The 15098-nt window shown below is 47.6% G+C and carries 12 protein-coding genes; 3 read left to right on the top strand and 9 right to left on the bottom strand.

Annotation, left to right across the window (positions count from 1 at the left end):
• Positions 1 to 122 precede the first annotated feature (122 nt).
• From ACQ6WK_RS01760 to ACQ6WK_RS01750, 3 genes are all read left to right on the top strand, one after another.
• The gene (locus ACQ6WK_RS01760) at positions 123 to 1076 is read left to right on the top strand and encodes a hypothetical protein (protein ID WP_432799023.1); all 954 of its coding nucleotides are present in this window, start codon (positions 123 to 125) and stop codon (positions 1074 to 1076) included.
• Positions 1077 to 1275: 199 nt separating this feature from the next.
• Positions 1276 to 2007, top strand: a complete 732-nt coding sequence (locus ACQ6WK_RS01755) for a class I SAM-dependent methyltransferase (protein WP_432799022.1) — start codon at positions 1276 to 1278, stop codon at positions 2005 to 2007.
• Between the two features lie 331 nt (positions 2008 to 2338).
• Positions 2339 to 3181 carry a glycosyltransferase gene (locus ACQ6WK_RS01750; protein ID WP_432799021.1) on the top strand — a complete coding sequence of 281 codons (843 nt, stop codon included), beginning with the start codon at positions 2339 to 2341 and terminating at the stop codon, positions 3179 to 3181.
• Positions 3182 to 3188: 7 nt separating this feature from the next.
• On the opposite strand, the gene ACQ6WK_RS01745 is transcribed toward ACQ6WK_RS01750, so the two are convergent.
• The 9 genes from ACQ6WK_RS01745 to ACQ6WK_RS01705 form a co-directional block, all read right to left on the bottom strand.
• A complete protein-coding gene (locus ACQ6WK_RS01745) occupies positions 3189 to 3836 on the bottom strand; it encodes a hypothetical protein (RefSeq protein WP_432799020.1) in 648 nt (215 codons plus the stop codon).
• 76 nt (positions 3837 to 3912) lie between these two features.
• Positions 3913 to 4995 carry a glycosyltransferase family 4 protein gene (locus ACQ6WK_RS01740; RefSeq protein ID WP_432799019.1) on the bottom strand — a complete coding sequence of 361 codons (1083 nt, stop codon included), beginning with the start codon at positions 4993 to 4995 and terminating at the stop codon, positions 3913 to 3915.
• 35 nt (positions 4996 to 5030) lie between these two features.
• Complete coding sequence (gene asnB / locus ACQ6WK_RS01735) at positions 5031 to 6905, bottom strand: asparagine synthase (glutamine-hydrolyzing) (RefSeq protein ID WP_432799018.1); 1875 nt, start codon at positions 6903 to 6905, stop codon at positions 5031 to 5033.
• Between the two features lie 162 nt (positions 6906 to 7067).
• Positions 7068 to 8366, bottom strand: a complete 1299-nt coding sequence (locus tag ACQ6WK_RS01730) for a DUF1501 domain-containing protein (RefSeq protein ID WP_432799017.1) — start codon at positions 8364 to 8366, stop codon at positions 7068 to 7070.
• Between the two features lie 71 nt (positions 8367 to 8437).
• Positions 8438 to 9919, bottom strand: a complete 1482-nt coding sequence (locus ACQ6WK_RS01725) for a DUF1800 domain-containing protein (protein WP_432799016.1) — start codon at positions 9917 to 9919, stop codon at positions 8438 to 8440.
• A gap of 221 nt (positions 9920 to 10140) precedes the next feature.
• Positions 10141 to 11787 (bottom strand): ATP-binding protein, encoded by a 1647-nt coding sequence (locus ACQ6WK_RS01720; RefSeq protein WP_432799015.1) that lies wholly within the window; start codon positions 11785 to 11787, stop codon positions 10141 to 10143.
• Positions 11788 to 11838: 51 nt separating this feature from the next.
• Complete coding sequence (gene argH / locus ACQ6WK_RS01715; RefSeq protein WP_432799014.1) at positions 11839 to 13284, bottom strand: argininosuccinate lyase; 1446 nt, start codon at positions 13282 to 13284, stop codon at positions 11839 to 11841.
• 54 nt (positions 13285 to 13338) lie between these two features.
• Complete coding sequence (locus tag ACQ6WK_RS01710; protein WP_432799013.1) at positions 13339 to 14463, bottom strand: PLP-dependent cysteine synthase family protein; 1125 nt, start codon at positions 14461 to 14463, stop codon at positions 13339 to 13341.
• A 105-nt stretch (positions 14464 to 14568) separates the two neighbouring features.
• A complete protein-coding gene (locus tag ACQ6WK_RS01705) occupies positions 14569 to 15090 on the bottom strand; it encodes a hypothetical protein (RefSeq protein WP_432799012.1) in 522 nt (173 codons plus the stop codon).
• Positions 15091 to 15098: the final 8 nt, after the last annotated feature.

Raw genomic sequence — 15098 nt, 5'->3', positions numbered from 1 at the left:
TTCTTACCGCCACACACTGCGATATTATAAAGCGACTGTGTTATGATGAGAAGCATTAATCAATAAACAGTGCAAGGCGGCATAAATGTCGCGATGATTCAACGTCTGATCAGGAATGGTGCATGTCTGAGCGAATGAAAGTGGATGCGGGTGTTTGCGGTTTTTCGTTTGGAAAGAATATTTCGAAACTGAAATATCCTGTGGAAGAGGCCGTACGGTCAGTTTTACCGTTGTGTGATTGGTTTGTGTATGCCGCTGGTGAATCAGACGATGACACGGTAGAACGGATCGAACGACTAAAACATGCAGATGATTTACCGATCCCGCCAGAACGTTTTGTGATTGTGCAAACGACGTGGCCCGAGGTTCAAATCGATGGGACGGTACTTGCGATTGAAGCGAATAAGGCGCTAGATGCCGCGGAAGAAGTCGCAGCACGTGAAGGGTTGACCTGGGGATTTTATATTCAAGGCGACGAGGTAATTCATGAAGATGACTTGCCACTAATTAAAGGTGGAATGAATCACTGGGCGGCAAAAGATCGTGTCAAGGGACTACAATTCTGGTATCACCACTTTGTGCTGGATTATGATACGGTTGATCCGTGGATGTATCACAAGGCTTGCCGGGTGATGCGGATGGGAAGTAAGTTGCAGATTTTTGGAGATGCGTGCGGGCCAGGCATGCCGTGGTATGAAGGAAAGAAGAACGACGGATATCTGGATAAGCATCACATGGATGAATACGTGCAATGGGCAGCAGCACCAAACGAACGACGGCGAGCGCGCGTGTTTCATTATGGCTGGGTGAAGTCCAAAGCAGATCTGGATGAGAAATTTCAAATGGTTGAAAAGCTTTGGTGGGGAACATTAAGTGAGGAAGAAAAAGAACGCCGGAAGAACAACAAGTTCGGGCAGTTTATTGAACGATATCCAATCCTAAAGAAATTCACCCAATCACATCCAAAACTGATGCAAAAGTGGATTGAGAATCACGAACGATTTGCCACAGTGCCGAACCGTTGGCTGAACCCACGTTTCTACGCGGAAGTGCTGCGACACGGATTTCATGGATAGGTGTGCAGCTCTACAACTTAAATAGGCATATCCATCATACAAACAGCGAACATTTAATACATGTTGGTGCTTATTCGCATTGGGGTTATAGTGTAGACTTTTACCCTATTCACATTAGAATAGTCCTTGCACTCATAGCCTTCCATCCGTGTATCACACGGGAACAAGAAATATCATCTATGATAGGTTGCCCTTCAGAATGATTTCAGGAACCGACGTAACTTACTGTATCAAAAGCGAATATGAACATCGAACTGAAAACACAACGCTTGAAGTGAGCGAGGGTGACTATTGGTCACCAACACGCATCCTGACAAGTCATCATTACCAATACGAAGTCTACAAGCTGGCTAGGGATTTGGTGAAACAACGTGGCCTTAAGCGGGTGATGGATGTCGGCTGCGGCGTATGTCATAAACTTGCAAAGTTAGTTGTACCTGTAGCTGATCAAGTGACTGGCATAGAGCAACCAACCGTTGTATCCAAAGCTCAAGAGTTACTTGGGGATTGTGGGATTGATTTTGTGAGCGCAGACTTAGAACGACCACAAGATACCAATCTCGGCAAATTTGATTTAATCATGTCGGTCGATGTGATTGAGCACATGCTGGATCCGAACATGCTGCTCGAATTCATCAAGGCACATTGCCATAAAGATACAGTTGTGCTGATTTCCACACCGGAGCGTGATGTATTACGCGGCAAAGATAATATGAAAAGCCCGCGGGCAGAGCATGTTCGGGAGTGGAGCACATCAGAGTTTGCTGCCTATCTGACTCAAGAGGGTTTCGTGGTTGAGGACCAACAATTACTAGGAGCTTTTCGGGTTGGTCGATCTTGGCATATGATGAAGGAGCGGTTTCGTCTTTTCAGAAAAGGGCGGCCATTCCGAACATTACAAGCAGCTATATGTAAGATTGCCGAAACATAAAGCCAACATCTGGTTAGGCATCATCTAACAAACTCATGATCAACCATGACAGGTAGCAACAGCGCAAGTATGATACGGCTTTGCTGTGGGCTGTAAATGGAATTATAGTCTGTAGCTATATTTGTTGCCGAACACGGAACTTGCCATGCGCCTACTAATCATTGACCCGATTGAAGCAAAACCCTATTCAAGCTTGACAATGCGAGACAGCGCACTGAACGGATCACACAGTTCACTTGTGCGTATGGCGGAGGGTTTGGCTACTCGCGGACACACGATAGTAGTACAGCAGAAGAACCGGAATGATTGCGAAGCAATGTCGGATCAAATGATGTATGTGCCGTTTAGTGATAACGGCGGAATCAAATCCTTTGATGTAGTGATTGTGTTCCGAGAGGTTTCACTTTTAGAACATGCACATAGAACTTACCCAGACGCAAATCTCTACTTTTGGTTGCAAACGATACCAAATAAACAATTCCAACGACATCGAAAAAATCTAACCAAATTCGCTGTGCAAATAATCGGCGTCTCTGATTTTCATCGAGGTGTCTTGGAGGATAAGTTAAAACTTCCAGCACCTATTCGATGGTTAAACAGACTAAGCACCGACAGACCAAAATCTGTAACATACATGTATAACGCCATTGATGAAGATCTGAATCCTGACCCACAAATTAAGCAGGATATAGATAAGCTGGTCTTCTTTAGCTCGCCGCATAAAGGGTTAGATGAAGTTTTAAAATGTTTTCATCTTGCGAGAGAAAAGCGATCGACACTAAAACTATACTTAGCAAATCCGGGCTACCTTAATTTGGATGTTAAAACATCAGAAGGGATTGTTTGCCTTGGGGAGCTTGCGCCGAAGGATGTTTTGCGGCATGTACGTGAGGCATTTTGTGTGTTCTATCCGCAAACACAATTTGAAGAAACATTTGGATGTGTATTCGCTGAAGCCAATGCGGTAGGCACGCCAGTGCTTGCACATCCAATCGGGTCGGCCGCAGAAGTTCTCGGCAATCAGGAGCAATTAGTGGATGCGCGTGACCCCAAACGAGTGGTAGATCGGCTTATGCATTGGTATAAAAACGGCGCACCTAAAGTTAAAGCCAACGAAGCATTTCGTTTATCACATGTTCTAGATGGATGGGAAACGCTGCTCTCAACAAAATGATTGCAATCTAACACTTGTTTTTGGGGTTGATGACCAGCATTCTGATTTCTTTACTAGATAAGTGCATCGCCCTTGCAGCCCGCAATCTTTCGGCACGCGAAATGTTGGCTCGCTTTGCAGTGTCGTCAAGGATGCGAAGCATATTAAGATGACGGCGGTTACTATGAAAACGGCGAAAGCTACCAACATCAATCAAACAAACAGAATGATCTTCATCTCGCAAAATCATATTGCTGAGTTTGCAATCTCGAAATACATAACCTTTATCAATAAGGTCGCGCATAACATGACTGATACTTTCAATAAGTTTCGTTCGATCTTGATAGCCAACGACTTGTTGATTGTTGAATGCTTCAAAAATTTGCTTGCCGAGGTAGAGTGACACAAGATGTGCACGACCACCGATCATCTTTGAAGCAATAATCTTTTCAACAGGCAAGTCGCTGGCAGCGAGTTGTTTCGATTTGCGGACTTCGATCTTTCCGGAATGCAAATGAACCAGCCAGCCGATGATTTGTCGCCATCGCGCATACTCGAATCGCTTAATCACGTACTTGATGCCCTCGTGCTCGACAAGCCAAACCCGGCTGCGATTGTCTTCCTTATAGACCTCGCGCTCAGGTAGCTTTGAAAGAAATGAAACATCTTTGCACAAAAGGGGATCCATAGGAGCGACATTATAGTGCTGCCGAATGACTGTAACAACGAAGTGATTGATGATGTAAGGGATGTTAATTTGATTCAGTGGTGCGGATCGCATTCAGGATCCCTTGAGCACGATTAGGCCAACTATATTTTTCCGCTGTTTTTTTTGCATTCTCAGATATTTTCACAGCAAGCGAATGGTCTGATCGTAATCGATCAATAGCCGAAATCCATGCATTTGCATCGCAAGGATCAACAAGCAGTGCATCGTGTTCATGTGTGACAATTTCACATATTACGGGGATATCGGAAGCAATAATAGGACGGCCAGCAGCAAGCGCTTCAAAAAGCTTCATGGGACTGAGCGTTTCGATACGTTTGAGTGTCGGCTGATAAGGCATCAAAGCAATGGTCATATCGCTATGCCAACGGATTACTTCATGATAAGGTGCGAAGGACGCGACGTTGATATTGGGATAGACATCTTGCTCTGAGCCACCAACGATTGTGATACGAAATTGATTAATATCGGCAATCGCGCGGAAGATATCGCGGCCATATTCAGAGGACATACGACCGATGTAAACAAGATGAGGGTCGGCAAGCTGCTCGGGATTAAATGGCGAAACAGATTGGAAGGCGGGAATATTTACGCCAGAGGTTGCAACGTGAACGCGATCTGGATCAGCGCCAGCGTCAATTAACTGTTGGCGGGTTGCTTGTGTAATGGAAATGAGGATGCCAATGCGTTTTTGTTGATGGTTTTGGATAATCTGACCGAGTTGACGCTTGTCGCTAATTGCGTAGAAATCATGTATCTCGAGATGATGCGATAAGTTTGCTTTGGCAAGCGCGAGGCTGATCTCAGGCGAGCGAGTGTAGCGATGCTTGGCAGCCTGTAATGTTTTGCCATACCACCTAATGAATGGCCAAAACTTCCAACGAGGATGCAGTAGCTGTGATCGCTGCGCATCTACTGATCCGGTGATAAAAAAATCATCAAGCTTAGATTGCAGACTGAGCGTTTTTGGCCAGGGTGGCAAAAATAGCTTTGTTTTTAGGCCTATTTCACCGAATGCGGCAACTGTATTCAGTGTTTGAATTAGATTCGCACGCGAACGGTGCAGGCGATTACGACCGATGTAGATGCATTCGGGTGATGAAGTCATGGACACATTTTAACGAATTGATGCCGGCGTGCTGATTAAGGATCGATGGGGTGCTTGTCTAGCCAACCGAGAAGGGTAACGATCGAAAACACCATACTACGAGAATCTTTTTTGCTGTCCATGAGACGGGTAAAACGGCGGCGAATTTCTCTCACATTCATAAATGGTACAATCTGATCACAACGATCAACCCAATCCGTCGCAGCATCCTTCCAATCGGTGAGGATGTAGTCGTGAACTGGAACGGAAAAGCCATGCTTAGGTCGATCCCAAACTTCACGGGGCAGATGGCGCGCGGCAAGTGTTTTCAAAACGGGCTTAAGATTATTCTCACTGGTGCCATTTACAGCAACACGGTATTTGAGGATCGCATCCGCAACAAGGTTGCCGAGCATAGGAACACGTACCTCTAGGCTGAAGGACATCGAAGCACGATCGGTTTTGGTGAGATAATCATCGGAAAGGTAAGTATGCAAGTCAGCCCGCATAAGCGCATCAGTCGTGATGGGGTCGGCAAATGAAGCCGCAAGTTTAGACCAGTATTGCATGGTTTGCGGGATATCTGCGGAGTGCATCGCATCTCGAGAAAGAAAGGCGTACATGTCTTTACGCGTGCCTTTAAATGGACCGAGCTTAGTGTGGTTATAAATCAGGCGATCTTTGCCATAAAGCGATCGACGGCGGAGTGAACCAGGAACAAGATTGAGTTCAGCAAGTGCGCCTATTACCCGGTTGGACAAGGTTGATGGAAACATATCTTCAGGTTCGAGATATCGGTTGTAACCGCAGAAAAGTTCGTCGCCACCATCACCTGCGATAGCCACTGTGACATGCTTCTGCATCTGCTGGCAAAGCTTACGCAACGGTAGATAGGCTGAGTCGGCAAAAGGTTGATCCAGACATTGAACCGCATCAACAAAAAAAGCTTGATCAATCTCACTGCCGGTGAGTTCAGTATGTTGGGTGCCGAGTCGATCGGCGACAAGCTTCGCGTATTGTGCTTCGTTGTAGTTTTTCTTACTCTCGGGGAAGGCCATGGTGAATGTTTTGACCGGGTCACTTGAACCTGCTTCTTGCGCGGCACGGTTCATATAATGCACCATAAGGGATGAATCAATCCCGCCGGAAAGGAAAACACCAATCGGGACATCAGAGACGAGTTGCCGCTTGACCGATTCGTAAAGTGTGTCATCAATCCGATCTGCAAGTTGATCAAGCGGTATATCTAGATCAGTCTCAGCATGTGGGATGATCCAGAAAGGCTTTATTTCAAGGGATTTTGTATCTTTTTGCCAACGAAGCACGTGGCCGGGTGGGAGTGTGTGCACATCTCGCAGAATGGTCAAGGGCGCAGGGATGAAATGTGTAGCAAGATACTCTCTAAGCGCAGGATAGTTGAGCTTACGAGGAAAGCCGGTGAGATGCCAAAAAGGTTTAAGCGTTGAGGCAGTGATAAGCCCATCTAGAGTTGAATAGAAGAACGGCTTGATGCCGAAGCGATCCCGCGCGGCAAACAGTGTTTGGTCATGATGGTCGTATATCGAGAAAGCAAACATCCCATCAAGTTTTGGGAGAAGCTTATCTGCCCCCCAATGAGCAAAGCCGAGCAGGAGTACTTCGGTGTCAGAGTGATCTGTTTTGAATTGAACGCCCTGCCCTGCGAGTTCTTGACGAAGCTGAGGAAAGTTATAGATTTCGCCGTTGTAGACAAGGGTATAGCGGCCGTCAGGCGATCGCATGGGTTGATGGCCGCCCTCAAGGTCGATGACAGAAAGACGACGGTGCCCGAAATGAAGATCTTGATGATGATAAACACCGCGATCATCAGGGCCACGTGAGGTGATCGCGTCAAGAGCATTATCAAAATTATCTGCAAACCGTTGACCAATGACGGTTAAAAATCCACACATAAACCAATTCTCCGCAAAGCAGAATGCGACGATACATGCACATTGTAGCTGCTGCGATGAATCATGCGCTATAACCTGTCAGCATAAAAAGGCTGTCTGCAGTGGGGCGCAGACAGCCAGGGCATATTCATGAATGAGCATCATGAATGTTCGGATTCTGAATCAGGTTTGTTTGATAAGTGAGGTGGTTTCGAATTCCGAACCAAGTGAGGCCACGGGGTTCATATGCATCCAATTGCGGAGTAAATCAGCATAAACACGGCGAAAATCAAGATTGTACTTGAGGTCACCGTCATCAAGATCGGTGAGCGAAGGGTATTGACCGTGTAAGCCAGGAGCGATGATGTTGTTTTCGCCAAAGAGGAACATTGTGCCAGCCGTACCATGATCAGTCCCACCCGAAGCGTTTTGGCGAACACGTCTGCCGAATTCTGAGAAAGCAAGTGTGACAACTCGTGAACGGTTCCCAGTGACTTGAAGGTCTTTGTAGAAAGCCGAAGTGGCTTGAGAAAAATCGCGGAGCAACTGTTGATGCCTACCGGTTTGATTGGCATGTGTATCAAAGCCACCCATAGCGACATAGTAAACCCGTGTGGGCAGTCCATCACGGATCATTGAAGCAACAGATTGCAACTGCAAACCGAGTGAAGTTCTTGGGAACTGCGTTTCAGTTTTATTACCAACGGCTGCACGAACACGATCAGACGCGATCTGTGCATCCATAGAAGTTCGAAAAACAAAATCAAGATTTGACGTATCACCTGCGGTAGTTTGACGTTGAATCTGGTCGTAGGTTTGGTCAAGGGTTTTATGTAGATCACGGCCAGACCAACGGAAAAGCTCTGCGTTTTCAAACGTCACAGGTTTGACGATACGTCCATTGGCCGCAGGCGGTGCGGCACTACCGATACTAACACACGAAAGCGCTTGATCAGTCGAATCTTGCTTGTTTTTATTGGTGGTCACATGTTCGTCGAGCGCCTTGCCAATCCAACCAAGGCCGCGCCCGCCGCGCGTGTCACCGGAATGCCAAACATCCATCGAAGCAAAATGTGAACGATTGGGATTAGGATATCCAACGCCGGGGATAACCGCCCCAAGCCCATCTCCGATCATTTCATGGATACCGGCCATGTTGGGATGGAGGCCAAAGCCTGCAGTATCGTCAAGTGTGAGGATATTGGCTTTTTTGACAGCAATCTCCGGGCGAGCTTTGTAGTAACTGTCGTTGCCATAAGGAATCAATGTGTTGAGACCATCGTTGCCGCCAGAAAGCTGGATGACAACGAGAACACGATCTTCAGGAACACCGGGAAGCGAGGAGGTTGCCGCAGCAGCATGTTCTGCAGCCAATAAGTTTCCAGAGGTTGCAAGGAAACCGGGGACAGTCGTTGCGGTAGAAACCACAGCCATGCCGGCATGTAAGAATTGTCTTCGTGTGTAAGCTTTATTGTCGTTCATACCTGTACTCCAGGTCTATTGGCTGATTAGATTTATAAATAATATCAAAATAAACATCGCGATCATACCGTTTAGCAAAGCTGATACTCAGGCATCGTGGTAATGAGTAGCAGTAGCCCGATGAGTGAATCAGTGGTGATACCCTTGTCACGGTCAGCCAGATATTTTACAAGTGGTTGCCGCCGATCAGTCGATGTCTGGCCGAGCAAGGTACTGCAAAGATGATCTACAACAGCTTGATGATTAGCTTGATCAATACCGCTGATGAGTGACATAGGATCAAACTTAACATCGCCCTTCTTCCATTTCTTACCGGGCATCTTTCCTGTGAGTTGGTAGGTAGTGATATTGTGTCGGGCAAGGAGCGTGGAGGTATTAATCCAAGCACGTCCGGTTTCCCAGCCAGCGACACCAGGTGGATCAAAGAGCTGCTGCCCCATCATTTCGAGCCCACGACGAATATTTGCTTTGCTGCGCGTGGGTGTGCCGATTGATCGTGTTGTGTTAGCGATCAGCTGTATCGGTGATTTGATCTTTAGATTCACGATAGCCTTATCATAAAAATGCTCACTCTTAAACAATGCCTCGAGTACAGGTGCAAGATGATATTGATTCTTAGCAAGTAGCGAAGCTAGCGAATCAATAAATTTTTCTTGCGAAGGCTCCCAGTGCTCGTCCTGATCGGTAATGTCAGCCACAAAATGCCGGTAGAGCTTAAAAGCAACATACCGCGCACATGCTTTGTTCTTAAGAAGTATTTCAACAAAATCATCTGCATTAAGATTGCCCTGAGTACCAAGAATCTTCTTTTGCCCATCATCATGATTCCGCTCAAACATGACAAAATCATTATCACGATAGGTATAACCAGTAAGGGCACGAGCGCCTTCTTTGATATCTTGTTCGGTATAATTGCCTTCACCAAGTGTGAAAAGCTCCATCAATTCGCGGGCAAGATTTTCATTAGGGCGACGTTTGTTGTTTTGATTATTGTTAAGGAATTTGAGCATCGCTGGATCACGAACAATACCTTCAGCTAGTGTCGCAAATGAGCCCGCAGCATTCGCGCGGAAGAACTGATTCTGCTGATACATGAGGTAAGCGTCACGAACATTGCGATGGCGAGCAGCAAAATGTGAATGCCAAAGCAACGTGAGTCGCTCTTCAAGCGGCACGGACGATTCAATCATGCGTTGTAGCCACCAGTTCTGCAAAACGCCGTGGTATTGACGATCTACACGACGACGACGATTACGCTCTTTATTCAGTGCATCAAGCGTATCATTGTCTTTTTCTTTACGAGCGGTCTTGTAAGCCAAACGTTCTTCACTCGTGTAGGGTCGAATGATGTCAGGATCAATTTCAGGCTCAGGAATGGCTGTAGAGCTGTTGAAATTGACCATCATATCGACAGCACTGCTGAGACCGAGTTTGTGGAGGTCGGTGATTTGTTGATGAGAACCTCCATAACCCGTGCGTAAAAGCAGATGCCGCGCGGCAAACCAGTCAAATTGATCGTTTTGAATAGGCCTGAGAGAAGTCGTCGCTGCCATGTGGGTATCCTCGTGCTCAAGCGGAAAATCGGCCATGACTGCTCAAAAAGTGCAGCCTTACTGGTTTAACGCCTGCCAAGCGGTTCTATTGCGTCATGAAATCCGATCATCTCTATTCACATACGATCTGTTTATGATGCCGTATGCGCGTAAGAAATGCACACTTTTTTGCGTGTAAAAAGCGATGTAAGACTAAAATCGGGTTTCAAAAATGGGACGGATCAGGCATGGCCATGAGTATCGGCAGAATGAGGCTGCTCAGCAATATTGGTGGGGAGGATGATCTGGAAAGTCGTACCAGCTTCGTCATTGGACTCAACTGCGATGCGGCCACCGTGCTCCTCAACCACCTTCTTAGTCACGACAAGACCGAGGCCCGTACCGCGCAAACCCTTGGTGGAATGGAACGGTTCAAAAAGATGTTGTCGAGTCGCAGCAGACATCCCCGTACCATTGTCGCGAACCTGAATGACCACAACCTGCTTCTCTGGGAGATACTGCGAATGAAGTGTCACCACACCAGCCTCAGGTTCACACGCATCAAGTGCATTGGTAATCAAATTTAGTACCGCCTGATGCACGCCCCCCGGATCAAGCGGAACAGGTGGCATGTCCGGATCAAAATCTGTAATAAGTGCAACCTGTTTTGAATCGTAAGCTTTTTGCATGAGCGCGACGATCTCACCAAGAAGTGTGGGGAGATTGGTCATCACAATATCGGGCTTACGTTGCTTGGAATACGCAAGCATGTTCATAGCTAATTCATAGATGCGATGTTGATTACGAGCGACGATTTCCCAGCCGTTTTGCAACACTTTCATGTTGTTCTTGCGCATACCCAACTCAACAACATCCGCTCCACCGCGCATCCCTTGCAGGATATTCTTGATCGAATGCGAAAGCGAGGCGACAGTTTGCCCGACGGCAGCGAGACGCTCAGCTTTGAGGCGCGCTTCATAAAGTCGTGCATTGGCAAGTGCGAGTCCGGTGTGTACGCCAATGGTCGTAAGGAGCGTAAGTTGATCTTCGGTATAGGTGTAGTTCTTGATCATAGAATCGACCTGAACAACACCATAGATACGGTCTTTGAATTTGATCGGCACGCACATCGCAGAACGAATGCCATAGGATTGAACAGAGTCGCCGGTGGCGAAGCGTTCATCGTTCATCGCATTTGCGGAAAGAACACCAACCCCTTTTTGAACAACATATTTTACGATGGTTTTGGAGATCGCGATACGTTTACCTGATTCCTTGCCACCGGCTTTGGTACGAACTACCGCAGGCTGAAACTCTTCAATCGCTTTGTCGGGATTCTCACGAAGCAGGATAAAACCGCGGTCCGCATCAAAGTAATTAAAGACAATATCCATCACTTTTTCGAGAAGTTGATTACGATTCGAGACTGTGCCGATGAGAGAGGTAAGCTCATAAATAACTTTAAGTTGAAACTCAGCTCCACCGCCGGGAATGGGAACAGACATGATCATGGAGTCGTCATTAGATTCCACGGTATGTTCGACGGAAATATCAATCTCATCACGACCGGCAAGATGGACCGGTGATTGTTTTTGTTTTTCTTCCTCGCCGAAAAGTAAAAGCGTCGTGCCGGTACGGATTTGATCGCCGGGCTGGAGGACGACTTTGCCGCTCACAAGATTCCCATTAACAAAAGTTCCATTGGAAGATTGCAGGTCCCGGATGTACCACGAACCTTCATCGGGTGTAAGTTCAGCATGACGACGAGAGATCGTTTGATCTTGCAACGGTAGCGCTTCAGAAGATCGGCCGATCTGCTGCGGCTCGTTGGCAGGAAGTTCGAAGCGACGACCTTTTTCCGGTCCTTGTAGAACAGTCAATATGAGCAAGGCCAAGCTCCATGAAAGTGCTGAAAACTAGAAATCCGTGATGTCCTTCGCTTATTCTGCATCGTTGGCGAGAACATTCTTCCAATGGGCAAGTTGTTCGTGAAAGCCTGGAAGACCCGAGTTGCCGGAGGATTGATATCGCTTCACAACATTCTGCGGGGTAAGCCAATCATAAACGTCCTGATCGAAAGTAACATTAAACTCACTGCAAGCAGCAGTCATATCTTCTATCGACAGGTTAGACAATTCGGTAAGATTTTCGGCCTGACATTTTCGGACAAGAGTGCCGACAATCTGATGCGAGGTACGGAACGGGACACCACGATTTACGAGGTACTCCGCAAGAGAGGTCGCATCAAGAAACCCCTCATTCAGCTTGGCTGCTATGGTTTCATCTTTGAAACGCGTGGTTTTTACGATGTTCGCCGCCATGTCGAGGCAATCACAAACCGCATCATAAGCTGCGAAGATAAACCGCTTGTCCTCTTGCAAATCGCGATTATAACCCACTGTAATCCCTTTGGTCATGGTGAGCAGAGCAACGAGCTGACCATAAACACCAGCCACTTTCCCTCGCACCAGTTCGAGCATGTCCGGGTTCTGTTTCTGCGGCATCATCGACGATCCAGTCGTGTAAAGATCATCGAGCTTAATAAAGGAAAATTCGGTCGAGGCGTAGATGATCCACTGCTCTGCCCAGCGGGAAAGCGTCATGGCCGTCATCGACAGCGCATAAACAAAATCAATCCCCGCATCGCGCGAAGCTGTGCCATCAATCGAAGAAGTCGAAGGCGAACCAACATTCAATGCCGCAGCAGTATGAGTACGATCAAGCGGCAATGATGATCCTGCGATCGCACCCGAGCCGAGCGGGTTTTCTGGATACGAATGCACCAGTGCAGCCAACCGTTGCTGAGCGCGATCAATCGCAGCGACCCATGCCATCAGTTCACCGCCAACGACAATGGGCTGAGCACGCTGAAGGTGTGTGTAGGACGGCATAACGATCTCGCCATCTTTTTCTGCAAGCGAAACAAACGATTCGATCAGCGCCGTATGTTTTTTGTCGATCTCGTGGTACGCCGAGGCAATCCACATTTTCAGATCTAGTGCCACTTGATCGTTCCGTGAACGCCCGGTGTGAAGCTTACGTCCAGGGTCACCGATCTTGGCCACCAATGCGGCTTCGACACACATATGTACGTCTTCAAGCTCAATGTTCCAACCGGACCATGCATCGCCTTTCGCATCAATCTCGGATTCGATCTCAGCAAGGCCTTGCTTGATGGCTGCAAGATCATCATCAGTCAGCAAATTCTGCGCGTGAAGCATCTCGGCATGGGCAATCGAACCAGCAATATCCTGCTTGTACAAACGGGTATCATAGTCCAGTGAGGCAACAAAGCGTGCGGCCAGTGGGTCAGCTGCGGAACCTTCACTTGCTTTTGCATGCTCCCAAGGCTTCACCGTGACAGATTGTTTTTTCTCATTGCTCATATGGGCATTGTAGCTGGAAATCGCGACGACGGCCCGTTGAACTTTTGTAGTGATTCAGGATGAAATCGGATTGAGTTGACCAGTGTTTTGGAAGCTACGAAGCTGTTCGAGATAGGGAGCGATATCGATATGCTGTTCGCGAAGCCAATCGGTGTTGTAGAAAGTGTCGAGGTAGCGGGAGCCGGGGTCACAGATGACGGTCGCGACGTTGATCGGCTTGTTCTGCTTGGTGGCTTGGGCGATGTACTGCAGAGCGCCATAGACATTGGTCCCAGTAGACCCGCCGACTTTACGGTCGAGGATAGATTCGAGCCAATGGATTGTGGCAATAGAGGCGGCATCGGGGATTTTCAAAACGGTATCAATGACCGAAGTAACAAAGGACGGCTGCGGGCGAGGCTGACCAATACCTTCAATGTGTGACGCTTTTGAGTTTTTCAGCTTGGGATCTTGCGTGGAAAAGTAGTCGGCATAAACCGAGTGATCGGGATCGACAACACAAAGGCGCGTGTGTTTATTGAGGTCATGGCGATAGCGAATATATCGTCCGATGGTGGCAGAAGTCCCCCCCGTGCCTGCGGACATCACGACCCAGTCGAGAATCGGGCGAGGCTCATTTTGCATCTGCTCAAACAAACGTTCAGCGATGTTGTTGCTACCACGCCAATCGGTCGCACGCTCAGCATAAGTGAATTGATCCATGTAATGACCGTCTAGATCGCGGGCAAGTTTGGTGGCTTCTTCATAGATATGGTGCGAATCAACTTTATGCGTTCTCCCTCCATAAAACTCGATCTTTTTGATCTTCTCAGGTGCGGTTTTTTTAGGAATGACGGCAATGAATGGTAGGCCAAGTAGCTGTGCAAAGTAAGCTTCTGAGATAGCAGTATTGCCAGAGGATGCTTCGACGATGGTGGTATTTTGTTTGATGTTGCCGTTAGCAAGGCCGAACAAAAAAAGTGATCGTGCGAGACGATGTTTGAGCGAACCTGACGGATGGATCGATTCGTCTTTAAGATAAAGCGTAGAGCCTTGGAAACAAGGAAGCTGAAGCTTGAGCAAGTGTGTGTCAGCAGAACGTTGGTAATCTGCATTAATACGAGACAGCGCGTGACAATGCCAATCACGTTCGGCAGCAGTCAATGAACGATCGGGATATGGCAAATCAGTGTGCGGCATGGAAAACTCCTGCAGAATGAATATTTCAAACAACACCTCTACCTGATCACACAACCCAATCTTACATCACTCAAATTGTATCGGCATATCCCCACTTACAAGAAATCATTCTGCCGCCTCAGAGCGTTTGAGATAGAACATCGAATCCGTGGCACGCGGTCCAACCAGATGCAACGATAACGGAAACTTCGGCCTAGATACCAAATACTGATCATATAAATGATGAGCCCAGTTGATCTGCTTCTTGATATTGGCTTCGCTGCGGGCAGCATCGGTCGCAGCTATGAATTTTTGGTTGGCATAATCCCAGAACGGGTCGAGACGGATCATCAGATGGCCTTCATCCCATTCGATGGGGTAGCCGTGGACAAAACCCTCACCGGTATTAGGCGGGTGGAACCAGTAACAGACAAATTGGTCTTTGGAAACCGTCGAGGTGTCCTGCGTGCCGCCCATGAGCAAGCGAGCATGCGAAACACGAACCGGCGAGATATCCCAACGCTTTTTCCGGGCAATCCATGCCTTACGGCTATTCACGTCGTACAGCCCCACATGTGCGTAGTCTGTACGGAGACGATCCGTGCAATGCTTGGGGTTGACTTGAGATTGTGGAGGCTGGCCGGCCATCAGAACTC

This window comes from Poriferisphaera sp. WC338 (genome assembly GCF_050931845.1).
Lineage (GTDB): Bacteria > Planctomycetota > Phycisphaerae > Phycisphaerales > Phycisphaeraceae > Poriferisphaera.
Note: the sequence above shows the minus strand (reverse complement) of the source record. Positions and strands in the feature narration are given on the sequence as shown.

Bases quoted from the DNA above. Each gene is read 5' to 3' on its own strand.
- ACQ6WK_RS01710 (WP_432799013.1), bottom strand. From the start codon at position 14,463: ATGCCGCACACTGATTTGCCATATCCCGATCGTTCATTGACTGCTGCC.
- ACQ6WK_RS01725 (WP_432799016.1), bottom strand. From the start codon at position 9,919: ATGGCAGCGACGACTTCTCTCAGGCCTATTCAAAACGATCAATTTGAC.
- ACQ6WK_RS01730 (WP_432799017.1), bottom strand. From the start codon at position 8,366: ATGAACGACAATAAAGCTTACACACGAAGACAATTCTTACATGCCGGC.
- ACQ6WK_RS01740 (WP_432799019.1), bottom strand. From the start codon at position 4,995: ATGACTTCATCACCCGAATGCATCTACATCGGTCGTAATCGCCTGCAC.
- ACQ6WK_RS01755 (WP_432799022.1), top strand. From the start codon at position 1,276: ATGATTTCAGGAACCGACGTAACTTACTGTATCAAAAGCGAATATGAA.
- ACQ6WK_RS01760 (WP_432799023.1), top strand. From the start codon at position 123: ATGTCTGAGCGAATGAAAGTGGATGCGGGTGTTTGCGGTTTTTCGTTT.
- ACQ6WK_RS01750 (WP_432799021.1), top strand. From the start codon at position 2,339: ATGTATGTGCCGTTTAGTGATAACGGCGGAATCAAATCCTTTGATGTA.
- asnB (WP_432799018.1), bottom strand. From the start codon at position 6,905: ATGTGTGGATTTTTAACCGTCATTGGTCAACGGTTTGCAGATAATTTT.
- ACQ6WK_RS01705 (WP_432799012.1), bottom strand. From the start codon at position 15,090: ATGGCCGGCCAGCCTCCACAATCTCAAGTCAACCCCAAGCATTGCACG.
- argH (WP_432799014.1), bottom strand. From the start codon at position 13,284: ATGAGCAATGAGAAAAAACAATCTGTCACGGTGAAGCCTTGGGAGCAT.